Origin of the sequence: Bacillus sp. JAS24-2, from assembly GCF_008274905.1 — a bacterium.
GTDB classification, from domain to species: Bacteria; Bacillota; Bacilli; order Bacillales; family Bacillaceae_G; genus Bacillus_A; species Bacillus_A cereus.
In genome coordinates this window covers 4,194,223-4,216,732 of the sequence record NZ_CP031068.1, presented here as the reverse complement: position 1 = coordinate 4,216,732, position 22,510 = coordinate 4,194,223, and the positions used below count along the sequence as shown (strand labels likewise).

Here is a 22,510-nt window from a genome sequence, read left to right as displayed (position 1 = left end):
GTATAATGGACGAACGTCTCCTTTCAGGGGAATCTGCATATGAAGATGCGGATTTAGAATATTCATTACGGCCACAGACGCTCCGTCAGTATATTGGCCAAGATAAAGCGAAACATAATTTAGAAGTATTTATTGAAGCGGCGAAAATGCGTGAAGAAACGTTAGATCACGTGCTTTTATATGGACCACCAGGTCTTGGTAAAACGACGCTTGCGAATATTATTGCCAATGAGATGGGCGTTAATGTTAGAACAACTTCAGGTCCCGCAATTGAAAGACCAGGAGATTTAGCTGCTGTATTAACAGCGCTTCAGCCAGGTGATGTATTATTTATTGATGAAATTCATCGTTTGCATAGATCAATTGAAGAAGTATTGTATCCTGCGATGGAAGACTTTTGCCTTGATATTGTAATTGGAAAAGGGCCTTCAGCACGTTCTGTACGCCTAGATTTACCGCCATTTACATTAGTTGGAGCAACAACACGTGCTGGAGCATTATCGGCACCGCTGCGTGACCGCTTCGGTGTACTTTCAAGGTTAGAGTACTACACAGTAGATCAGCTTTCTGCGATTGTTGAACGTACAGCAGAAGTATTTGAAGTTGAAATCGATTCGTTAGCTGCATTAGAAATTGCAAGACGTGCTCGTGGTACACCTCGTATTGCGAATCGTCTTTTAAGACGTGTACGTGATTTCGCACAAGTTCGTGGTAATGGAACGGTTACGATGGAAATTACACAAATGGCATTAGAGCTACTGCAAGTAGATAAATTAGGTCTAGATCATATTGATCATAAATTACTGCTTGGTATTATTGAGAAATTCCGTGGCGGTCCAGTTGGATTAGAAACGGTTTCAGCAACAATTGGAGAAGAATCTCATACGATTGAAGATGTGTATGAGCCGTATTTATTACAAATTGGTTTTTTACAACGAACGCCGAGGGGCCGAATTGTAACGCCGCTTGCGTATGAACATTTCGGAATGGAGATACCAAAAGTATGACGGAGATGCCAAAGCTGCTTATTACAGCCGGGATCTTACTCATCGTTGTTGGATTAGCTTGGAAGTTCCTTGGAAGGCTTCCAGGCGATATTTTTGTGAAAAAAGGAAACGTTACCTTTTATTTTCCTATCATTACATGTATTGTGTTAAGTATTGTATTATCTTTTATTATGTATATAATAAATCGATTTAAATAAGAAATAGGTGGATATAGCTATGGATATAAATCTGTTTGATTTTCATTTACCAGAAGAACTTATTGCACAAGTCCCGTTAGAAGAGCGTGAAACATCAAGATTAATGGTGTTAGACCGTGAAACAGGTGATATTGAGCATAAACATTTTACGGATATTCTTTCTTACTTACATGAGGGGGATTGCTTAGTTTTAAATGAAACGAAAGTTATGCCTGCTCGTTTGCACGGTGTGAAAGAAGATACAGGCGCGCACATTGAAGTACTTCTTTTAAAACAAGAAGAAGGTGATAAGTGGGAAACGCTTGTAAAGCCAGCGAAACGTGTAAAAGAAGGAACTGTTATCTCTTTTGGCGAAGGGAAATTAAAAGCAACTTGCACAGGAACTGCAGATCAAGGTGGACGTCAGCTTGAATTTTCATATGACGGCATCTTCTATGAAATTTTAGATGAACTTGGGGAAATGCCACTTCCTCCATATATTAAAGAGACACTAGAAGATCGCGATCGCTATCAAACAGTATATGCGAAAGAAATCGGTTCAGCAGCAGCGCCGACTGCGGGACTTCACTTTACAGAAGAGTTACTTGAGAAGTTAAAGCTAAAAGGCGTTCAGTTAGCATTCATTACACTTCACGTAGGACTTGGAACATTTAGACCAGTTTCTGCAGACACGATTGAAGAACACCATATGCACGCAGAATATTATCATATGTCTGAAGAGACAGCGGCATTATTAAATCGTGTGAAAGAGAATGGTGGACGTATTATTACTGTAGGTACGACATCAACTCGTACGTTAGAAACAATTGCAACAGATCATGAAGGTAAGCTTTGCGCCGCTTCTGGATGGACAGATATTTTCATGTATCCGGGATATGAATTTAAAGCAATTGATGGTTTAATTACAAACTTCCATTTACCAAAATCAACATTAATTATGCTTGTAAGTGCATTTGCAAATAGAGATAATGTACTTCATGCTTATAATGAAGCAGTAAAAGAAAAATATCGTTTCTTTAGCTTCGGTGATGCAATGTTCGTTGCATCTCACGCTAAAATGAGAAACAAATAAAAGGAGTAAGTTATGACAGCAATTCGTTATGAATTTATTAAGACATGTAAACAAACGGGTGCCCGTTTAGGTCGTGTGCATACGCCGCACGGTTCATTTGATACACCAACATTTATGCCAGTTGGTACACTTGCAACAGTTAAGACAATGTCACCAGAAGAATTAAAAGCAATGGATTCTGGCATTATTTTAAGTAATACGTATCATTTATGGCTACGTCCAGGTCATGAAATTATTCGTGAAGCAGGCGGCTTGCATAAATTTATGAACTGGGATCGTGCAATCTTAACAGACTCTGGTGGTTTCCAAGTATTCAGTTTAAGTGACTTCCGTCGTATTGAAGAGGAAGGCGTTCACTTCCGCAATCACTTAAATGGAGATAAATTATTCTTATCACCAGAAAAAGCGATGGAAATCCAAAATGCATTAGGTTCAGATATTATGATGGCATTTGATGAGTGTCCACCATTCCCAGCTACTTTTGAATATATGAAGAAATCTGTAGAGCGTACGAGCCGCTGGGCAGAACGTTGCTTAAAAGCGCATGAACGTCCGCAAGATCAAGGTTTATTCGGTATTGTACAGGGGGGAGAGTACGAAGAGCTTCGTCGTCAAAGTGCGAAAGATCTTGTTTCAATGGACTTCCCTGGTTACGCTGTAGGTGGTTTATCTGTAGGCGAACCGAAAGATATTATGAACCGTGTACTTGAGTTTACAACACCACTTCTTCCAGATAATAAGCCTCGTTACTTAATGGGTGTAGGTTCTCCTGACTCGTTAATCGATGGCGCAATTCGTGGTATTGATATGTTTGACTGCGTACTTCCAACTCGTATCGCTCGAAATGGTACATGTATGACAAGTGAAGGTCGCCTCGTTGTAAAAAATGCGAAATTCGCAAGAGACTTCGGTCCGCTTGATCCAAACTGTGATTGCTACACATGTAAAAACTACTCTCGTGCGTACATTCGTCACTTAATGAAATGTGATGAAACGTTCGGAATTCGTTTAACGTCTTATCACAACCTTCATTTTCTGTTAAACTTAATGGAGCAGGTGAGACAAGCTATTCGTGAAGACCGTCTTGGCGATTTCCGCGAAGAGTTCTTTGAACAGTATGGCTTTAATAAACCGAATGCTAAAAACTTCTAATACATAATTTAAAAGGAGGAACAAAAGATGAATGCAGGTATGATGAATATCGTTATGATCGTTGCGATGTTTGCGATTTTCTATTTCTTATTAATTCGCCCGCAACAAAAACGTCAAAAAGCAGTTGCTCAAATGCAAAGTGAGTTAGCAAAAGGTGATGCTATCGTAACAATCGGTGGTTTACACGGTACAATCGAATCAGTAGATGAGACGAAAATTGTTATTAAATCTGGTGGTTCACACTTAACGTTCGATCGCAATGCGATTCGTGAAGTTGTGAAAAACTAATTTGGAAGGCCCTGCATGAAATATGCAGGGCCTTTTTTAGTTACTTTGCTTTGACATATTTACACCGAAAATACCACCGAGTGTACTCGCCCCCATTAATGCTAATTGATAAAGTAATTGTGAGTTCGATAAAGTTTGAGAAAAGCCTAAATAGTTAACTAGAAAAACGAGTATAGTGAACGTGAGACCTGTTGTGAAACCTACTAGCCAACCTTTTCCTTGAGCCTTTTTGCCGGCAGTAAATCCAGACATAAGCATAGATAAAAGAGCGAGTATAAAAATAGTAACGGTTAATGTCCCTTCGTTTACATTCGTAAACTTTAATAAAAGAGCCATAATCATACTAGTAATAGATGCGAGAATTAGTAGTGTAACAATACCGAAGCCAATTGCAGTTGATAATTTTTTCGTCCCATCCATTTATGCATTCCCCCTTTTTAATACAAGCATATTTTCCTTTTGTCTAAGTTAGACTAGTTTCTTTTTTATAGGGGAGTCTATACGTAAAAAAGGAGATGTAGAAATGGAATGGATATCAATAATTGGACGGACAATGCTTTTGTATATCATCATCTTAATTATTTTTCGTCTTATGGGTAAACGTGAGATAGGAGAGCTAAGTGTATTAGATTTAGTCGTATTTATTATGCTTGGAGAAATGGCTGTAGTGGCAATTGAAAATACCGATAAATCACTTTGGCATCAATTAGTTCCGATGACTTTTCTTATGTGCATCCAAATTATTTTGTCAGTCATTTCCCTAAAGTATCAACGCTTTCGGCATTTAATAGAAGGTGAGCCGGCTATTCTTGTAAACGCGGGAAAGATTGATGAAAAGAAGATGAGAAAGCAACGTTATAATATAGATGATTTAATGATGCAATTAAGGGAACAAGGAGTTGGAGATATTCGGGATGTAGAATATGCTATTTTGGAACCGTCTGGGAAGTTATCTGTCTTTCAAAAACAAAAAAATAAACAAGATACATTGCAGTTTACGCTTCCTCTTATTATTGATGGAGAAATTCAATCTAGTCATTTACAAATGATTGAACATACAGATGCATGGCTTATTGAGAAATTAAAAAACTTAGGTTATAACGATGTAACACAAATTTTATACTGTAGTTTTCAAAACGGAAAATTTTTTGTTGATGTAAAAGAAAATTAGAGACTTATTCTTTGAAAGAGTAAGAATGATTAGTGTAACTAATAATCAGTGGAGATTACCCCACTGATTAAAGTTTCACCTTATTTCAAAAATGAAAGTTTACGAATGATAGGGAGACGACTTAACTCTTCTTTTCGAATGAGTTTGAAAGTGAAGAGAAGTACGATATAAACAATTGTTGTTAAAGTGATTTCCCATAATGTTTGTATGCCAAGGGCATGAGAGAAAATAATATATTTATGAAGATAAAAACCGAAGGCGCCTGCGATACCGATGGCAAGTCCGCCGAAAATATAGTCTTTTGCGTAAATGGTAAATGTAATCTTTTTTAAAACAGTAGCGTAGTGAAGAAATGTTACTGTTACAATATTTGCTGCAATAGCGAGAGCAACCCCCATCATTTGAAATTCTGGCCTTGATGCTAGTACAAAAATAACGATTAATTTCACGATGGCTCCAATAAATGTATTCATCATTGCAGCTCTTGCTAAGTTTAAAGCTTGCAAAACAGAGGTAAGTGGACTTTGGAAATAATGAAATAAAAAGCAAGGCGCAAGAAGTTGAATGAATGCTGTTGCGCTGTCTGATCCATACATAAGAGTTAAAACAGGAGAAGCGAATACGTATAAGATAACGACAGACCATCCGCCGGTAATTAATGAAATTCGAAGTGCTTGTTGTAAACGGTGCTCCACTAATTTATGTTGTCTTTTTGCCATTGCTTCACTAATAGAAGGGACGAGCGCTGTAGAGAGAGCGTATGTAATAAAGGCGGGTAGTGATAGAAGCGGGAATGCATAACCGTTTAATATACCGTATTGCTGGGTTGCAACAGAAGCAGCGACACCAGCGATTGCTAAGCTTTGCATAACGACAATAGGTTCAAAAAAATATGAAACGGAGCCGATTAAACGACTTCCTGTAGTTGGAAGGGCAATATCCATCAGAGAATAAAATGTCCCTTTGCTTTCCTTTACAGTAGTGAAAAATCCAGAGCGTATTGATAAATGTTTTTCTCGCTGAAATAACGTGAGTAAAAATAATAACGATGCAACTTCACCGAGAACAGCTGATAACATAGCGCCGGCTGCAGCGTATTCTATGCCGTAAGGTAAAAATAATTGAATGCATATAGCGATAATGGTAATGCGGACGACTTGTTCTAGAACTTGCGCATAAGCGCTAGGTTTCATGTTTTGTTTCCCTTGAAAATAACCACGCAAAACAGAAGAAACAGCAATAACAGGAACAACGGGCAAAATGGCCATTAATGGATAGTACGTTCTTTCGTCGGTTAATAATGTTTTTGCTAAAATAGGTGTGAGGAACATAATTCCGATTGTTAAAATGATACTAATAATGGATGTAACAGCTAGTGATACGGTTAATATTTTTTTAACTCTTTGTTTATCGTTCACAGCTTCCGCTTCTGCTACAAATTTTGCGATTGCGACAGGAAGACCAATTTGTGTCAATGTAATTGCTAAAATGAATGTAGGAACGGCCATCATATAAAGACCAACGCCTTCTTCTCCCAAAATACGTGCCATTACTATGCGGTTGATAAAGCCGAGTATTTTTGTAATAAAGCCGGCTATCATTAAAATAAATGCGCCTTTTAAAAAGCTTTGTTTCGTCATGTTCTTCTCCTACCTTCTCAAAATCAATGGAATGATTTACAATAATTTATATGCACGTACGAGACAAGAATGACAAGCATTTAAGAGAGTGAAGTATGATAGTGCTCTTGAAAGTAGTTATTGCTGTCCATTAGAGCGGGATTAAAGCGACTTTTCGTGCGAAATAAGAAGGAGATGTTATAGATGTTAGATAGAGAGGCTTTGGTAGAATCATACCGCGGACAGTTACAAGTCGTTTTAGAAAGTAAAGTAGAAGAGTTTCAAATGTTCGGTTACGACCGAGTGACAGATGATGACATTTGGAAGTTTCTTAAAGTGAAAAAGTGGAAGAAGATAGACAGCGATGTTAGATTGTATGAATTAGTTAATGACGTATTAACAGTAAGTGCTAATGAATATATGACATATTTAACTGTTGAAGCTTACCAAGCGCCACTTTGGTCATTTGATGAGTACGAAAATAAATAACCGACTGCAATTGGTTTGTTCTTCCTTTTGCAGTATAATGATATGTATTGATAAAGAGGAAATAATTATGTCTAAGATTATATATAAAGGAGGTAGTGAAGAGGAAAATAAATGATGGAAGTGTAGGTAGTGTAAAAGCTTACCTATACAGCTAGTAATGAACTAGCAAAAATTATAGAAAGGAAGTCTACTAACTAGGCGTATGCACACGTGTAAAAGTGAATCGTAAGAGATTTATTTAAAGTGTTAGTAGCGGAAAGAGGGTACATATGGCAAAGCGTGGTACGAGAATTGCCGCCTTTTTCCTCATCGTTTTATTAATCGGTGGAGTAATTGGTGCGGCAGGAAAAGACATAGCAAAAGGAATTAGTCTAGGACTAGACCTTCGCGGTGGTTTTGAAATTCTGTATGAAGTAAAACCAGCCAAAAAAGGTGACAAAATCGATCGAGACGTACTTGTAAGTACAGTAGGTGCTCTTGAGAATCGTGTCAATGTTCTCGGTGTAAGTGAGCCGAACATTCAAATCGAAGGGCAAGATCGAATTCGTGTACAGCTTGCTGGTGTACAAGATCAGCAAAAAGCACGTGAAATGTTATCAACACAAGCGAAATTAACATTCCGTGATGTAGATGATAATCTTCTTATGGACGGAACGGATTTAAAAGGCGGCGGAGCGAAGCAAACATTTGATGAGCAAGGCCGTGCGAGCGTAGGTCTTACACTAAAGAGCGCTGAAAAATTCCGTGAAGTAACTGAAAAAATTTCAAAAATGCCACCACCAACGAATTTAATGGTAATTTGGCTTGATTTTGAAGAAGGAAAAGATTCGTACAAAGCAGAATCTGCAAAACCGAATCCGAAGTTCTTATCAGCAGCAACAGTAAACCAAGTATTTAACCAAGCTGAAGTATCTATCGTAGGTGGAAACTTCACAGTTGAAAGTGCGAAACAACTTTCATCTTTATTAAATGCAGGTGCACTTCCTGTTGATTTAAAAGAAATGTATTCAACATCTGTTGGAGCGAAATTTGGTCAACAAGCGTTAGAGCAAACGATTTTCGCTAGTGCGATTGGTATCGCTCTTATTTTCTTATTTATGCTTGTATTCTACCGTTTACCAGGACTTGTAGCGGTTATTATGTTAGGTTTATACATTTTCGTTACATTACTTGTCTTTAATTGGATGCATGCAGTTCTTACGTTGCCAGGTATTGCGGCGTTAGTGCTCGGAGTAGGTATCGCAGTTGATGCGAATATTATTACGTACGAGAGACTGAAAGAAGAGTTGAAAATTGGTAAGTCCATGATGTCGGCATTCCGCGCTGGTAACCATCGTTCATTAGCAACAATTCTAGATGCAAACGTTACAACTCTTGCAGCAGCTGGTGTGTTATTCGTTTATGGTAATAGCTCTGTAAAAGGATTCGCAACAAGTTTAATCGTAAGTATTTTAGTTGGTTTTATTACGAACGTATTCGGTACTCGTTTCTTACTAGGTTTACTTGTAAAGAGCCGTTACTTTGATAAAAAACCAGGATATTTTGGTGTGAAACAAAAGGATATTATTCCATTAACAAAAGGGGTAGTACATCCGCCAACGAGATTTGATCGTATTAATTTCGTAAATATCGGTCATAAATTCCTTATCTTCTCGATTGTAGTTGTAATTGCGGGTGCAATTATCTTACCAATTTTCAAATTGAATCTTGGTATTGACTTTGCGAGTGGTACACGTATCGACTTGCAATCAAAACAAGCCGTTACTGTGTCTGATGTTCATAAAGATTTTAAAGAATTGAACATTGATGTGAAGGAAGAAAATATTGTACCGACTGGAGATGACAATAAAGGTTTCGCAGTTCGTACATTAGGTGTTTTATCAAAAGATGAAATTGCGAAAACAAAAACATTCTTCCACGATAAATATGGTACAGATCCAAACATCAGTACAGTTTCACCGACAATCGGTAAAGAAATTGCACGAAATGCATTTATCGCTGTACTGATTGCTTCTGCGGTTATCATTTTATACGTAAGTATTCGATTCCGATTTACGTATGCGTTATCTGCAGTGCTTGCATTATTACATGACGCTTTCGTTATGGTTGTTATGTTTAGTATTTTCCAACTAGAGGTAGACTTAACGTTTATCGCTGCAGTGTTAACAATCATCGGTTATTCTATTAATGACTCGATTGTTACATTTGATAGAAACCGTGAATTATACAAACAGAAAAAACGAGTGCGCGATATAAAAGATCTAGAAGAAATTGTAAATGCAAGTATTCGCCAAACGCTTGGTCGCTCGATTAATACCGTATTAACAGTGTTATTCCCAGTAATTGCACTGCTTATCTTCGGTAGTGAGTCGCTACGTAACTTCTCGTTTGCGTTACTTGTTGGATTAATTGTAGGTACGTACTCTTCTGTTTTCGTTGCCTCTCAAATTTGGTTAATGCTTGAAAACCGTCGTTTGAAAAAGGGAAAAAACAAGAAGAAGGTTGAGAAAGTAGAATCTGAGCCGCAAGTATAGAAAAGATGATGTCTCTTTATGAGGCATCTCTTTTTTCGTTTGTGGATACAATAAGATAGCAACTTTTTAACAGAAAGAAGATGGAGGAAAGTGGTGGTATTATCGCTGTTTTTGTTAAAATAAAAAGATAGGTTAAGAAAAGAAGGGATTTTAATGATGGAAAAAGATGAACGTTTTAAACAGGCCGAGTTTGGTGCTATTGTCGGGATCGTTGGTAATATTATATTAGCGATTGTAAAGGCGGTAATTGGTTATATTGGGAACAGTAAAGCGCTATTAGCGGATGCCGTGCATTCTGCATCAGATGTAATAGGTTCGCTAGCTGTACTTTTTGGTTTGCGAGCGGCAAAGCAGCCACCTGATGAGGATCATCCGTATGGTCATGGTAAAGCGGAATCGATTTCAGCGATTATTGTTGCGGTATTATTATTTATTGTGGGACTTGAAATCGCGATTTCGTCTATAAAAGCTTTTTCGCAAGAACTAGAACCGCCGAAAGGAATTACGATATTTGCTGTTGTTCTTTCAATCGTCGTGAAAGAAGGAATGTTTCAATATAAATTCCGATTAGGGAAAAGAGTAAACAGTGATGCAATTATTGCAAATGCATATGAGCACCGTTCGGATGTATTTTCTTCAATTGCAGCTTTAATCGGTATTTGTGCAGCTATAATCGGTGGTAAGCTTGGTATAGACTGGCTTGTATATGCTGATCCGATTGCGGGATTAGTTGTTTCACTTCTTGTTGTAAAAATGGCATGGAGCATTGGAGCGGAAGCAATTCATGCAACGCTTGACCATGTTCTTCATGAGGAGGATGTTATTCCGCTTAGAGAAGCAGTTCTTCAAGTGGATGGTGTGAAAAAAATTGGTTCTTTATATGCACGGGAGCATGGTCATTATGTTATTGTCGATATTAAAGTGTCTGTAGATCCATACATTACCGTAGAAGAAGGACACCGTATTGGAAAACATGTGAAAGAAATACTTATGAAACAAGATAATGTACAAAATGTATTCGTACATATAAATCCGTATTCTCCAAATTAAACATCATTAACATTTTGGTATATAGATATTGCATCGTAGTTTGCATTATATTGTCACCCCTTAATCTGTCTTGTATAATGAACAGGTTAAGGGGTGATTTCGTGTTACAACCGAAGACGCGTTGGAAAGAAAAAGAATATAATGACGAGCGAGTGAGTGAATTAGCAAGTAAATTACAGTTATCGCCACTTGTCGTTTCATTATTCCTCGGTAGAGGACTAGATACAGAAGATAAGATTTTAGATTTTTTAAATACAGAAAATCAAGAATTTCATGATCCATTTTTATTAGAAGGAATGGATAGAACGGTAGAACGTGTAAATAAGGCGATTCAAAATGGAGAGCAAATATTAATATTTGGTGATTACGATGCGGACGGAGTAAGTAGTACGACGGTTTTATATCTTGCTCTTCAAGAATTAGGTGCAGAAGTAGAATTTTACATTCCAAATCGTTTTACAGAAGGGTATGGACCGAACGAAGAAGCATTTCGTTGGGCGCATAGCGCAGGGTTCTCACTGATTATTACTGTCGACACTGGCATCGCAGCAGTACATGAAGCGAATGTAGCGAAAGAGCTTGGAATAGATCTAATTATTACAGATCACCATGAGCCACCGCCAGAATTGCCAGAAGCGCTTGCGATTATACATCCGAAATTAGAAGGTGGCGTATATCCGTTTCACTATTTAGCTGGTGTAGGTGTTGCGTTTAAAGTTGCGCATGCACTATTAGGCCGTGTACCAGAACATTTATTAGAGATTGCAGTAATCGGTACAGTAGCCGATTTAGTATCACTTCATGGTGAAAATAGGTTGCTAGTGAAACGCGGTTTAAAACATATGCGTATGACGAGAAATATTGGTTTGAAGGCATTGTTTAAAGTTGCTAACGTTTCGCAAAGTGAAATTACAGAAGAGAGTATTGGCTTCTCAATTGCACCTCGTATTAATGCGGTTGGGCGTTTAGAAGATGCTGCGCCGGCTGTACACCTTTTATTATCAGATGATCCAGAGGAAGCGAAAGAGTTGGCCGAAGAAATTGATGAGCTGAACAAACTGCGAAAAGATATTGTAAAGCAAATTACAGAAGAAGCTATCGCTGAAGTTGAAAATAACTTCCCGCCAGAAGAAAACAAAGTATTAGTACTTGCAAAAGAAGGCTGGAACCCAGGGGTAATTGGAATTGTTGCTTCTAAATTAGTTGAACGTTTTTATCGTCCGACGATTGTATTAAGCATCGATCCTATAAAAGAAACAGCAAAAGGCTCAGCACGTAGTATTGCAGGATTTGATTTGTTTGCAAACTTATCAGATTGTAGAGAGTTATTGCCACACTTCGGAGGGCATCCGATGGCAGCGGGAATGACGCTACATATGAATGATGTAGATGAATTACGTCGCCGATTAAATGAACAAGCAGATGCGATTTTAACAGAAGAAGATTTTATTCCAATTACAGCAGTTGATGTTTTTTGCAAAGTAGAGGATGTAACGCTAGCGGCAATTGAAGATATGCAAAAACTAGCCCCGTTTGGTATTGGAAATCCGAAACCACGTATTGCAGTAAAAGATGCAGAGTTAGAAAGCATTCGCGCAATCGGATCAGATGGTTCTCATTTAAAAATGGCTCTTCGTGATGGACAAGCAACACTGGATACAATTGGATTTGGTTTTGGTGCATATGCGAAAGAAATCTCTCCAGTTGCAAAAGTATCTATAATAGGAGAAGCATCCATCAATGAATGGAATAATTTTAAGAAGCCACAACTAATGGTACAAGATATTGCTGTAGAGGCGTGGCAATTATTTGATTGGCGTAGTATGCGTAATGCAGAAGCAAATTTAGCAGAACTTCCGAAAGAAAAAATAACAATGGTGTATTTTTCTGAAGAGGTATTGAATAAATTTTCTTTAGAGAGCTATAAAGAAAAGCTCATGCATGCTTCAGAAGTAACGCATTTAGATGATCAATATATCGTGTTACTTGATTTACCAAAAGGAACCGATGAATTACGTGAGTTATTTAAGGCAGGATTCCCAGCGCGAATTTATACGCTATTTTATCAAGAGAATAACCACTTATTTAGTACAGTTCCTACGAGAGAACACTTTAAATGGTATTATTCTTTCTTAAACCAAAAAACACCATTTTCTTTAAGACAATATGGAGAACAACTATGTCGTCATAAAGGTTGGTCAAAAGATACAGTAAATTTTATGACACAGGTGTTTTTTGAGTTAGAATTTGTTACAATAAAAGATGGCGTCATTTTTATGGCAGACAAAAAACAAAAGCGTGATTTAATTGAATCGAACACATATCGTGAGAAAATGAACCACTTACAATTAGAAAAAGAATTGGTTTATAGCACATATCAGCAACTATATACATGGTTTGAAACGATTCGTAATCATAAAGAAGTAGAACAGTTAGGGTAAAGGATTTGTATTTACAAACCTTTTAGATCTGAGGAGGATTCAGAAATATGGATTTCAAGCAACATATCGCAATTGTACCGGATTATCCGAAAGAAGGTATTGTGTTTAAAGACATTACACCTTTAATGAATGACGGTAAAGCATACAAAGCAGCAACAGATGCAATCGTTGAATACGCAAAAGAAAGAGATATCGATGTTGTAGTAGGACCAGAAGCTCGTGGTTTCATTATCGGTTGCCCAGTTTCTTATGCGTTAGAAGTAGGATTTGCGCCAGTTCGTAAATTAGGAAAATTACCACGTGAAGTAATTACAGTTGACTACGGTAAAGAATATGGTAAAGATGTTTTAACAATCCATAAAGATGCAATTAAGCCAGGTCAACGCGTATTAATTACAGATGACCTATTAGCTACAGGTGGAACTATCGAAGCGACAATTAAGCTAGTTGAAGAACTTGGCGGAGTTGTAGCAGGGATTGCATTCTTAGTAGAGCTTACTTACTTAGATGGTCGTAAAATGTTAGATGGTTACGATGTATTAGTATTAGAAAAATACTAATCACTATATAGGTAAAACTACGGTGATAAAAAGTACCCGTGAATCTCTTGGAGAGGAGCGGGTACTTTTGTATAATTGAACAAAAAATCATGGTGAAATGTCAGTAAAATCTTTTCCTTTTCACAATTCACAATCATTGGGTTATAATGATAGAATATAATTTATTCTATTAAATAAAGATAAAGTCAATTTTCAATAAAAGGTGATTCGATGGCAAATGAGCAGGTACTAACAGCTGAACAGGTACTCGAGAAAGCAAGTCAATATTTAGTGGATGAAGATATTGAGCTAGTAGCACGTGCCTATGAATATGCACGCGATGCGCATAGCGAACAATACAGAAAATCGGGTGAACCGTATATTATTCATCCAATTCAAGTTGCAGGTATTTTAGTTGATTTACACATGGATCCAGCTACGGTATCAGCAGGTTTCTTACATGATGTAGTGGAAGATACAGAGATTACGTTAGAAGATATTGAACGGGAATTTAACAAAGAAATTGCTATGCTTGTTGATGGTGTTACGAAGCTTGGGAAGATCAAATATAAATCTCACGAACAACAACAAGCAGAAAACCATCGCAAAATGTTTATTGCAATGGCTCAAGATATTCGAGTTATTTTAATTAAACTAGCTGATCGTCTTCATAACATGCGTACATTGAAACATTTGCCTCAAGAGAAGCAGCGTCGCATAGCGAATGAAACGCTAGAAATCTTTGCACCTTTAGCACATAGACTCGGAATTAGTACTATTAAATGGGAGCTAGAGGATACGTCACTTCGCTATTTAAATCCACAACAATATTATCGTATTGTAAATTTAATGAAGCGTAAACGTGCAGAACGTGAAGAATACTTAGACGAAGTAATGACTGGTATTCGTGAGAAATTAAAAGAAGTTGCAATTCAACCTGAGATCTCTGGAAGACCGAAACATATTTACAGTATTTATCGTAAAATGGCACTGCAAAATAAACAGTTCAATGAAATTTACGATTTATTAGCTGTACGTGTTGTTGTAAATAGTATCAAAGATTGTTATGCAGTGCTTGGAATTATTCATACGTGCTGGAAGCCGATGCCAGGTCGTTTTAAAGATTATATTGCAATGCCAAAAGCAAATCTATATCAATCTCTTCATACGACTGTAATTGGACCGAAAGGTGATCCACTTGAAGTGCAAATTCGTACGAAAGAAATGCACGAAATTGCAGAATTCGGGATCGCGGCACACTGGGCATACAAAGAAGGAAAAACAGCAGAAACAACAGGTACATTAGAGAAGAAACTCACGTGGTTCCGTCAAATATTAGAATGGCAAAATGAAGCTTCTAATGCAGAAGAATTTATGGAGTCATTAAAAATTGATTTATTCTCTGACATGGTATTCGTCTTTACACCGAAAGGCGATGTAATGGAATTACCACTTGGATCGGTTCCAATTGATTTCGCGTATCGTGTCCATTCGGAAATTGGGAATAAAACAATTGGTGCAAAAGTAAACGGGAAAATGGTAACGCTGGATTATAAATTAAAAACCGGCGATATCATTGAAATTTTAACGTCGAAACATTCATATGGCCCAAGTCAAGATTGGGTAAAACTTGCTCAAACATCTCATGCGAAAAATAAAATTCGTCAATTCTTTAAGAAACAACGTAGAGACGAAAATATTGAAAAAGGCCGTGAACTTGTTGAAAAGGAAGTACGTGGTCTAGAGTATGAGATGAAAGAAGTATTAGCGCCTGATAACTTAAAACGCGTCGCTGAGAAATTTAACTTTGCAAATGAAGAAGATATGTTTGCAGCAGTTGGATATAGCGGAATTACAGCTTCGCAAATTGTTACGCGACTAACGGACAAGTTCCGCAAGCAACGCGAAGAAGAAGAAATTGTTGAAGTCAAAGAAGTTCGTAAACCGATGAAAATTCGAAAATGGGATTCTGGTGTAAAGGTAAGCGGTGCTGATAATTTATTAATCCGTTTATCGAAATGCTGTAACCCAGTTCCGGGTGATGATATCGTTGGGTATATTACGAAAGGCCGAGGTGTATCGATTCACCGCCGTGATTGTGTAAATGTTCATACAGAAGAAGCGATAGAACGTTTATTAGAAGTTGAGTGGGAAGGTAGCCCTGAAAAAGAAATAGAGTATAACGTTGATATTGAAATTTCAGGTTACGATCGCCGCGGTTTATTAAATGAAGTACTGCAAGCTGTTACAGAGACGAAAACATACATTTCAGCTGTTTCTGGTAGAAGTGACCGTAATAAGATGGCAACAATTAATATGTCAATCTCGATTCGTAACTTACAACACTTGAAAAAAGTAGTAGAACGCATTAAACGCGTTCCAGAAATTTATGCAGTACGACGCATGATGCATTAATAGGGAGTGTAGAAAGATGAGAGTTGTTTTACAACGATCAAAGGAAGCGTCTGTCACAGTAGACGGTGAGATCGTAGGACAAATTCCGTTCGGTTTAACATTACTAGTTGGCATTACGCACGAAGATACAGAAAAAGATGCAACTTACATTGCAGAAAAAATTGCAAACTTACGTATTTTTGAAGATGAGAGCGGAAAGATGAATCATTCTGTACTTGATGTAGAAGGACAAGTTCTATCTATTTCGCAATTCACATTATACGGAGATTGCCGCAAGGGAAGACGTCCAAACTTTATGGATGCTGCGAAACCTGATTATGCAGAGCGTTTATACGATTTCTTTAATGAAGAAGTTCGTAAACAAGGATTACATGTGGAAACAGGGAAGTTCGGAGCAATGATGGATGTTTCTTTAATCAATGATGGTCCGGTGACCTTAATTGTAGAAAGTAAATAGTGTTGATAAAAAAGAGAGGGTTATATAATCCTCTCTTTTTTATACATTGTTGTATGTTTTGTTCATTTATTTGGAATCAATAGCAGTTTCGGTTATGTATAACTCTCCCATCAATATGGAACAATAAAAAGTAAAACATCCATATTGAATGTGAGGGATATACGTATGCGTATGAATGAAAAAGGGCATTCTGTTACAAATGGTGCAAATCAACTATTTAACGTGAATTTTCATGATTTTATTTCAAAAGAGCAAAACAATACTTCAATGGAGCTTGCTTCCGAGTTTGGGATTTCTCTTCAAGATGTAAAGCGTTTAAAGAAGCAGATTGAACGTTCTTAGAGCACTTGACAATCCTACTTAACAAACGTATAGTAATTTTATATTTACATATGAATATAACCGTTGATAGAGAAGAGTAAATGAGACACACATGGAAAGAGAAGAAATGTCTTAGGCTGAAAACATTTCTGCATGATGACTGATTGAATGACACTCTAGAGGTTTCAACTTGAACGGCATATACGCTTAGTAGGGATGAACGCATATTTAAGCGTTATTAAAAAAGTGGAAGCATAAGTGCTTCAATTAGGGTGGCACCACGGGTATAATACTCTCGTCCCTACTGTTCAAACAGTAGAGGCGGGAGTTTTTTTATTTTTATTAAGATTAAAACAATTTGAGGAGGAACTGAATATGTCTATTCAAATCCCACGCGGAACGCAAGATATTCTTCCAGGCACTGTTGAGTTATGGCAGTATATCGAAGGGCAAGCACGCGAAATTTGCCGTCGTTACAATTATAAAGAAATTCGTACACCAATTTTTGAGCACACTGAGCTATTTTTACGCGGTGTTGGTGATACGACAGATATCGTACAAAAAGAAATGTACTCATTCCAAGATCGTGGAGAGCGTAGCTTAACATTACGTCCAGAAGGTACTGCACCTGTTGTACGTTCTTACGTTGAAAATAAAATGTTTGGTGATGCAACACAACCAACGAAATTATACTATATCGGTCAAATGTTCCGTTATGAAAGACCACAAGCAGGTCGCTATCGTCAATTCGTACAATTCGGTATCGAAGCAATCGGCAGTAATGACCCTGCAATTGATGCAGAAGTAATTGCACTTGCTGTTGAATTTTACCGCGGCATGGGCTTAAAAAATATTAAAGTTGTATTAAACAGTTTAGGTGACGCAGCGAGCCGTCAAGCACACCGTGATGCATTAATCGCACACTTTGAGCCACGTATCGGCGAATTCTGTTCTGACTGTCAATCTCGCTTAGAAAAGAATCCACTTCGAATTTTAGACTGTAAGAAGGACCGTAACCATGAATTAATGGGAACAGCACCATCTATTACAGAATACTTAAACGAAGATTCAGCAATATACTACGACAAAGTTCAAGAACTATTAACGATGATGGATGTTCCGTTTGAAAAAGATCCGAACTTAGTGCGTGGTTTAGACTACTACCAACACACTGTTTTTGAAATTATGAGTGAGGCAGAAGGTTTCGGTGCGATCACTACATTAAGCGGTGGTGGCCGTTATAACGGACTTGTACAAGAAATCGGTGGACCAGAAATGCCAGGTATCGGTTTTGCAATGAGTATTGAACGTTTAATTATGGCGCTAAAAGCTGAAAACATTGAATTACCACTTGAACATAGCATTGATTGTTACGTTGTGGCGCTTGGCGAAAAAGCGAAAGACCATGCTGCAAAAGTTGCGTTCGATCTTCGTAAAGCTGGATTGTCAGTTGAAAAAGATTATTTAGATCGCAAAATGAAAGCACAATTTAAATCAGCAGATCGTCTAAAGGCGAAATTTGTAGCTGTATTAGGAGAAGATGAGCTAGATAAAGGCATCATTAACTTAAAAGATATGGCAACAGGTGAACAAGAAGAAGTAGCGTTAGATGTATTTGCTTCATACGTAGCAGAGAAATTAATATAGGGGGAACTTACAGTGGCTGAAAGAACACATGCATGTGGAAAAGTAACAGTAGAAGCTGTTGGACAAACAGTTCAATTAAAAGGTTGGGTACAAAAACGCCGTGACTTAGGTGGATTAATCTTTATCGACTTACGTGACCGTACAGGTATCGTGCAAGTTGTATTTAACCCAGAAACATCAAAAGAAGCGTTAGAAGTAGCAGAAACAATTCGTAGCGAATACGTATTACACGTAGAAGGTACAGTTGTTGAACGTGGTGAAGGCGCAATTAATGACAATATGGCAACTGGTCGTATTGAAGTACAAGCAACAAAAGTAAATGTACTAAATGCAGCGAAAACAACGCCAATCATCATTGCTGATGATACAGATGCATCAGAAGATGTGCGTTTAAAATATCGTTATTTAGACTTACGTCGTCCAGTAATGTTTAACACATTCAAAATGCGTCATGACGTAACGAAAACAATTCGTAACTTCTTAGACACAGAAGAGTTCTTAGAAGTAGAAACACCAATTTTAACGAAAAGCACGCCAGAAGGAGCTCGTGACTATTTAGTGCCAAGTCGTGTGCATGATGGTGAATTCTATGCACTACCGCAGTCACCACAGTTATTTAAACAGCTTCTTATGGTCGGCGGATTTGAGCGTTACTATCAAGTAGCACGTTGTTTCCGTGATGAAGATTTACGTGCGGATCGTCAACCGGAATTCACGCAAATCGATATCGAAGCTTCATTCTTAACACAAGATGAAATTTTAGATATGATGGAGCGTATGATGACGAAAGTTATGAAGGATGCAAAAGGTGTAGAAGTTAGTGCACCATTCCCTCGTATGAAATATGCTGATGCAATGGCTCGCTACGGTTCTGATAAGCCAGATACACGCTTTGAAATGGAACTAACAGACTTATCTGAGTTTGCAGCAGGTTGTGGCTTTAAAGTGTTTACAAGTGCTGTAGAAAGCGGCGGACAAGTAAAAGCAATTAATGCAAAAGGTGCTGCAAGTAAATATTCTCGTAAAGACATCGATGCATTAACTGAATTCGTGAAAGTATACGGTGCAAAAGGTCTAGCTTGGCTTAAAGTTGAAGAAGATGGCTTAAAAGGACCGATTGCGAAATTCTTCAGTGAAGAAGATGCAAATGTGTTAATGAGCACATTAGAGGCTACTGCTGGCGACTTATTACTATTCGTAGCAGATAAGAAGAGCGTTGTTGCAGATAGCTTAGGTGCACTTCGCTTACGTCTAGGTAAAGAGCTTGAGTTAATTGACGAAAGTAAATATAATTTCCTATGGGTAACGGATTGGCCACTTCTTGAGTACGATGAAGATGCAGATCGTTACTTCGCAGCTCACCACCCATTCACAATGCCATTCCGTGAAGACGTTGAGTTACTAGAAACAGCACCAGAAAAAGCACGTGCACAAGCATATGACCTTGTATTAAACGGTTATGAGCTTGGTGGTGGATCACTTCGTATTTACGAGCGTGACGTACAAGAAAAAATGTTCAAAGCACTTGGATTCTCACAAGAAGAAGCGCAAGAGCAATTCGGGTTCTTATTAGAAGCATTCGAATACGGTACACCACCACACGGCGGAATCGCATTAGGTTTAGATCGTCTTGTTATGTTACTTGCAGGCCGTACGAACCTTCGTGATACAATTGCATTCCCAAAAACAGCAAGCGCAAGCTGCTTATTAACAGAAGCTCCAAGCCCAGTTGCAGAAGCACAGCTTGAAGAGTTAAACTTAAAATTAAGCTTAAAAGAAGAGAAGTAAGAATAGGGTCTAGATGGTTATACTATAACCGTCTAGACTTTTTTTGAGAGGTTGTTTAAAAAGTCCGGTTTAGATAACTGTCGCATCTCATCGTTGCTTCGCCAGTCCGGTGCTCGAGTAGTATTTTTCTACACTGCGCTCCTCCTGGCTTCAGCGCCTCGATCTGCTCAGTTCTCTAAATCCTCCTTTTTAAACGTGTATTTAGGAAGAAATGAAATTCTGGTCTATGTTTTCATTTTCGAAATATGTATTTTTAGGAATTCTATAACTTTTTCTATACAAATAGTCGGAAAAACGCTAGAATACATGGTAGACCATTTTTGTAATAGGAGTGTAGAGCTGAATGTTACATCAATTTTCACGTAATGAATTAGCCTTCGGTAAAGAAGGACTTGAAATATTAAAAAATAGTACAGTCGGTATTTTAGGAATTGGCGGCGTAGGCTCTTTTGCAGCTGAAGCGTTAGCACGTTCTGGCGTTGGACGTCTTGTATTAGTTGATAAAGACGTTGTAGATATTACAAACGTAAACCGTCAAATTCACGCTTTAGTATCTACTGTAGGACGTTCAAAAGTAGAATTAATGAAAGAGCGTATCGCAGACATTAACCCAGAGTGTGAAGTAATTGGACTTGAAATGTTTTATACAGATGAAACATATGAAGAGTTCTTTAAGCACGGTTTGGATTTCGTAGTGGATGCATCTGATACGATTACGTTCAAAATTCATTTAATTAAACAATGTTTACGTCGTAAAATTAAAATTATCTCCAGTATGGGTGCAGCAAATAAAATGGACCCAACTCGTTTCCGTATTGCGGACATCTCTAAAACACATACAGATCCAATTGCGAAAGTCATTCGTACGAAGCTTCGTAAAGAGGGTATTAAAAAAGGTGTAAAAGTTGTCTTCTCTGACGAAAACCCAATCGTAATTCGTGAAGAGGTACGTAAAGAAATTGTACCAGACGAAAATGCAAAAATTCGTAAGGCGAAATTACCGCCTTCATCAAATGCATTCGTACCATCTGTGGCAGGCTTAATTATGGCAAGTCACGTTGTACGTGAACGTATTAAAAATGTAGAAGTGAAACGTGTAGGGCAAGAATAAAAAAAAGCATATATCCATTTTGGATATATGCTTTTTTATATGTATTAAAGAAATATGGATATTTGCATTACTACTAGTTCAAATGTAAGTAACGCTAGTAAGTAATGATCATATTTATCTGATGTATAGGCGGATGTCTTTTTTAGACTGTTAATGGTGAAAAGAGCTAAAGTCAGGACGAGAAGGCCAAGAGTTATTTTGAAGATTATTAATGAAATAGCAACCATCCCCCTTTAAAGGTATATGTTTATAATAACATTTTAGTAAAAAATATCTAATCCGTTTTAGGAGTTTCCTTGTATGACAAGGAGGAATGTTATTGTCAATCTTTGTCGTTAAATCGATATCCTTTATTGAATCGTTGATATATTGCAAGTTGTGATAGATATATTCGAAAAATCGTTGATATATTGCAAGTTACGATAGATATATTCGAAAAATCGTTGGTATAATTTCATTTACCGACATGTATATATATGATTTACCGAAAACAAACAAGGATGTCACTCAGTTAAAAAAGTGACATCCCTGTTTTTAATTCTCAGCAGAATAAATAATATCTAAATTCCCGTTTTGATCGGTTTTGAAAATCGGGGCAATTTGCTCTTCTTGCTCTTCGACTGAAACAAGTTTTCGAGCACGATCCATAATTCGAACAAGCATCGCGTAATCTTCTTCGATTGCTTGTTGTTTTTTTGTGAGTACCGCTAATTTCGTTTCAAGTTCATGATTCGTTTTTTGCAGAGAAGTGAGCTGAGCTTGTAATACATCATTTTCAGTTTGCAACTTTGCGAGTGAAGGGTTATTATGCTCCAAGTTTTGCAAAAATGAGATGACATTTTGCATCGTAAGTTCTTGTTTACTTGGCATAATATCTTCAGAAAACTCAGCATCGATTACGAGTTGTTTCGTTTTCGTGAACTGATTTTTTTCTATTTTAGCTTCAGAGCGCTTTAATTCTTTACGTTGTTTCTTCGCAAGCTGCACAGCATCTTCGTAATTCGGTCTTACTTCAGCATTCCATCTAAAGCCGCAAGCTGCTGAAGTCCGGTTCAACGTATCGCCGACTTCATCAAATGCTTTTATTTGTGTACTTCCGCTGCGAATATGTCGTAAAACAGTTTCTGCTAAAAGGAGATCATCTTCTTTTGTCCATGCATCTTGACGTGTTTTCATAAGCGAAGCCTCCATAATGGTGACGTTTTCGTTTAT

The 22,510-nt window shown here is 37.6% G+C and carries 20 protein-coding genes and 1 other annotated feature; of the genes, 17 read left to right on the top strand and 3 right to left on the bottom strand.

What is annotated here, in order from left to right; all coding sequences use genetic code 11:
- Positions 1-5: 5 nt before the first annotated feature.
- From ruvB to yajC, 5 genes are read left to right on the top strand one after another with little or no spacing between them, the layout of a single operon-like run.
- The gene (ruvB, locus tag DN407_RS21895; RefSeq protein WP_000344449.1) at positions 6-1,007 is read left to right on the top strand and encodes a Holliday junction branch migration DNA helicase RuvB; all 1,002 of its coding nucleotides are present in this window, start codon (positions 6-8) and stop codon (positions 1,005-1,007) included.
- On the top strand, positions 1,004-1,204 hold the full coding sequence (locus DN407_RS21890) for a DUF2905 domain-containing protein (protein ID WP_000138164.1): 201 nt from the start codon (positions 1,004-1,006) through the stop codon (positions 1,202-1,204). Before ruvB ends, DN407_RS21890 begins: the two co-directional genes overlap by 4 nt.
- A gap of 19 nt (positions 1,205-1,223) precedes the next feature.
- The gene (queA, locus tag DN407_RS21885; protein WP_000354027.1) at positions 1,224-2,276 is read left to right on the top strand and encodes a tRNA preQ1(34) S-adenosylmethionine ribosyltransferase-isomerase QueA; all 1,053 of its coding nucleotides are present in this window, start codon (positions 1,224-1,226) and stop codon (positions 2,274-2,276) included.
- A 12-nt stretch (positions 2,277-2,288) separates the two neighbouring features.
- A complete protein-coding gene (gene tgt, locus DN407_RS21880) occupies positions 2,289-3,428 on the top strand; it encodes a tRNA guanosine(34) transglycosylase Tgt (protein WP_000125365.1) in 1,140 nt (379 codons plus the stop codon).
- A 27-nt stretch (positions 3,429-3,455) separates the two neighbouring features.
- A complete protein-coding gene (yajC, locus tag DN407_RS21875) occupies positions 3,456-3,716 on the top strand; it encodes a preprotein translocase subunit YajC (protein ID WP_000991115.1) in 261 nt (86 codons plus the stop codon).
- 36 nt (positions 3,717-3,752) lie between these two features.
- On the opposite strand, the gene DN407_RS21870 is transcribed toward yajC, so the two are convergent.
- Entirely contained in the window at positions 3,753-4,136 is a 384-nt protein-coding gene (locus tag DN407_RS21870) for a TIGR04086 family membrane protein (protein WP_098005847.1), read from the bottom strand.
- Between the two features lie 103 nt (positions 4,137-4,239).
- Here DN407_RS21870 and DN407_RS21865 point away from each other — a divergent pair, with 103 nt between their 5' ends.
- Entirely contained in the window at positions 4,240-4,887 is a 648-nt protein-coding gene (locus DN407_RS21865; RefSeq protein ID WP_000454818.1) for a DUF421 domain-containing protein, read from the top strand.
- Between the two features lie 80 nt (positions 4,888-4,967).
- Here DN407_RS21865 and spoVB read toward each other — a convergent pair whose 3' ends face one another.
- On the bottom strand, positions 4,968-6,527 hold the full coding sequence (spoVB, locus tag DN407_RS21860) for a stage V sporulation protein B (protein ID WP_149216631.1): 1,560 nt from the start codon (positions 6,525-6,527) through the stop codon (positions 4,968-4,970).
- 183 nt (positions 6,528-6,710) lie between these two features.
- On the opposite strand from spoVB, the gene DN407_RS21855 reads away from it, so the two are divergent.
- From DN407_RS21855 to DN407_RS21805, 11 genes are all read left to right on the top strand, one after another.
- A complete protein-coding gene (locus DN407_RS21855; RefSeq protein ID WP_000886978.1) occupies positions 6,711-6,995 on the top strand; it encodes a post-transcriptional regulator in 285 nt (94 codons plus the stop codon).
- 269 nt (positions 6,996-7,264) lie between these two features.
- On the top strand, positions 7,265-9,529 hold the full coding sequence (secDF, locus tag DN407_RS21850; protein WP_001119065.1) for a protein translocase subunit SecDF: 2,265 nt from the start codon (positions 7,265-7,267) through the stop codon (positions 9,527-9,529).
- A gap of 156 nt (positions 9,530-9,685) precedes the next feature.
- Positions 9,686-10,579, top strand: a complete 894-nt coding sequence (locus DN407_RS21845) for a cation diffusion facilitator family transporter (protein WP_000409743.1) — start codon at positions 9,686-9,688, stop codon at positions 10,577-10,579.
- A gap of 101 nt (positions 10,580-10,680) precedes the next feature.
- Positions 10,681-13,020, top strand: coding sequence for a single-stranded-DNA-specific exonuclease RecJ (gene recJ / locus DN407_RS21840; RefSeq protein WP_149216630.1), 2,340 nt, complete (start codon positions 10,681-10,683; stop codon positions 13,018-13,020).
- 47 nt (positions 13,021-13,067) lie between these two features.
- Positions 13,068-13,580, top strand: a complete 513-nt coding sequence (locus tag DN407_RS21835) for an adenine phosphoribosyltransferase (protein WP_000346215.1) — start codon at positions 13,068-13,070, stop codon at positions 13,578-13,580.
- A gap of 210 nt (positions 13,581-13,790) precedes the next feature.
- Positions 13,791-15,974 (top strand): GTP diphosphokinase, encoded by a 2,184-nt coding sequence (gene relA / locus DN407_RS21830; protein WP_001262811.1) that lies wholly within the window; start codon positions 13,791-13,793, stop codon positions 15,972-15,974.
- 16 nt (positions 15,975-15,990) lie between these two features.
- A complete protein-coding gene (locus DN407_RS21825; RefSeq protein ID WP_001266956.1) occupies positions 15,991-16,431 on the top strand; it encodes a D-tyrosyl-tRNA(Tyr) deacylase in 441 nt (146 codons plus the stop codon).
- A 165-nt stretch (positions 16,432-16,596) separates the two neighbouring features.
- Complete coding sequence (locus tag DN407_RS31700) at positions 16,597-16,773, top strand: hypothetical protein (protein ID WP_001242605.1); 177 nt, start codon at positions 16,597-16,599, stop codon at positions 16,771-16,773.
- Between the two features lie 54 nt (positions 16,774-16,827).
- Positions 16,828-17,058: a binding site (T-box leader), on the top strand.
- 69 nt (positions 17,059-17,127) lie between these two features.
- Positions 17,128-18,399, top strand: a complete 1,272-nt coding sequence (gene hisS, locus DN407_RS21820) for a histidine--tRNA ligase (protein ID WP_000027081.1) — start codon at positions 17,128-17,130, stop codon at positions 18,397-18,399.
- A 12-nt stretch (positions 18,400-18,411) separates the two neighbouring features.
- Positions 18,412-20,187 carry an aspartate--tRNA ligase gene (gene aspS, locus DN407_RS21815; protein ID WP_000840905.1) on the top strand — a complete coding sequence of 592 codons (1,776 nt, stop codon included), beginning with the start codon at positions 18,412-18,414 and terminating at the stop codon, positions 20,185-20,187.
- A 343-nt stretch (positions 20,188-20,530) separates the two neighbouring features.
- Positions 20,531-21,298, top strand: coding sequence for a tRNA threonylcarbamoyladenosine dehydratase (locus DN407_RS21805; RefSeq protein ID WP_000903177.1), 768 nt, complete (start codon positions 20,531-20,533; stop codon positions 21,296-21,298).
- Positions 21,299-21,832: 534 nt separating this feature from the next.
- Here DN407_RS21805 and DN407_RS21795 read toward each other — a convergent pair.
- Positions 21,833-22,474: an RsfA family transcriptional regulator gene (locus DN407_RS21795; protein ID WP_087967292.1), complete on the bottom strand. Its 642-nt coding sequence runs from the start codon at positions 22,472-22,474 to the stop codon at positions 21,833-21,835.
- Positions 22,475-22,510: the final 36 nt, after the last annotated feature.

What these genes read in the sequence shown, in the direction of transcription:
- ruvB (WP_000344449.1), top strand. Translation starts at nt 6, where the DNA reads ATGGACGAACGTCTCCTTTCAGGGGAATCTGCATATGAAGATGCGGAT.
- DN407_RS21890 (WP_000138164.1), top strand. Translation starts at nt 1,004, where the DNA reads ATGACGGAGATGCCAAAGCTGCTTATTACAGCCGGGATCTTACTCATC.
- queA (WP_000354027.1), top strand. Translation starts at nt 1,224, where the DNA reads ATGGATATAAATCTGTTTGATTTTCATTTACCAGAAGAACTTATTGCA.
- tgt (WP_000125365.1), top strand. Translation starts at nt 2,289, where the DNA reads ATGACAGCAATTCGTTATGAATTTATTAAGACATGTAAACAAACGGGT.
- yajC (WP_000991115.1), top strand. Translation starts at nt 3,456, where the DNA reads ATGAATGCAGGTATGATGAATATCGTTATGATCGTTGCGATGTTTGCG.
- DN407_RS21870 (WP_098005847.1), bottom strand. Translation starts at nt 4,136, where the DNA reads ATGGATGGGACGAAAAAATTATCAACTGCAATTGGCTTCGGTATTGTT.
- DN407_RS21865 (WP_000454818.1), top strand. Translation starts at nt 4,240, where the DNA reads ATGGAATGGATATCAATAATTGGACGGACAATGCTTTTGTATATCATC.
- spoVB (WP_149216631.1), bottom strand. Translation starts at nt 6,527, where the DNA reads ATGACGAAACAAAGCTTTTTAAAAGGCGCATTTATTTTAATGATAGCC.
- DN407_RS21855 (WP_000886978.1), top strand. Translation starts at nt 6,711, where the DNA reads ATGTTAGATAGAGAGGCTTTGGTAGAATCATACCGCGGACAGTTACAA.
- secDF (WP_001119065.1), top strand. Translation starts at nt 7,265, where the DNA reads ATGGCAAAGCGTGGTACGAGAATTGCCGCCTTTTTCCTCATCGTTTTA.
- DN407_RS21845 (WP_000409743.1), top strand. Translation starts at nt 9,686, where the DNA reads ATGGAAAAAGATGAACGTTTTAAACAGGCCGAGTTTGGTGCTATTGTC.
- DN407_RS21835 (WP_000346215.1), top strand. Translation starts at nt 13,068, where the DNA reads ATGGATTTCAAGCAACATATCGCAATTGTACCGGATTATCCGAAAGAA.
- relA (WP_001262811.1), top strand. Translation starts at nt 13,791, where the DNA reads ATGGCAAATGAGCAGGTACTAACAGCTGAACAGGTACTCGAGAAAGCA.
- DN407_RS21825 (WP_001266956.1), top strand. Translation starts at nt 15,991, where the DNA reads ATGAGAGTTGTTTTACAACGATCAAAGGAAGCGTCTGTCACAGTAGAC.
- DN407_RS31700 (WP_001242605.1), top strand. Translation starts at nt 16,597, where the DNA reads ATGCGTATGAATGAAAAAGGGCATTCTGTTACAAATGGTGCAAATCAA.
- hisS (WP_000027081.1), top strand. Translation starts at nt 17,128, where the DNA reads ATGTCTATTCAAATCCCACGCGGAACGCAAGATATTCTTCCAGGCACT.
- DN407_RS21805 (WP_000903177.1), top strand. Translation starts at nt 20,531, where the DNA reads ATGTTACATCAATTTTCACGTAATGAATTAGCCTTCGGTAAAGAAGGA.
- DN407_RS21795 (WP_087967292.1), bottom strand. Translation starts at nt 22,474, where the DNA reads ATGAAAACACGTCAAGATGCATGGACAAAAGAAGATGATCTCCTTTTA.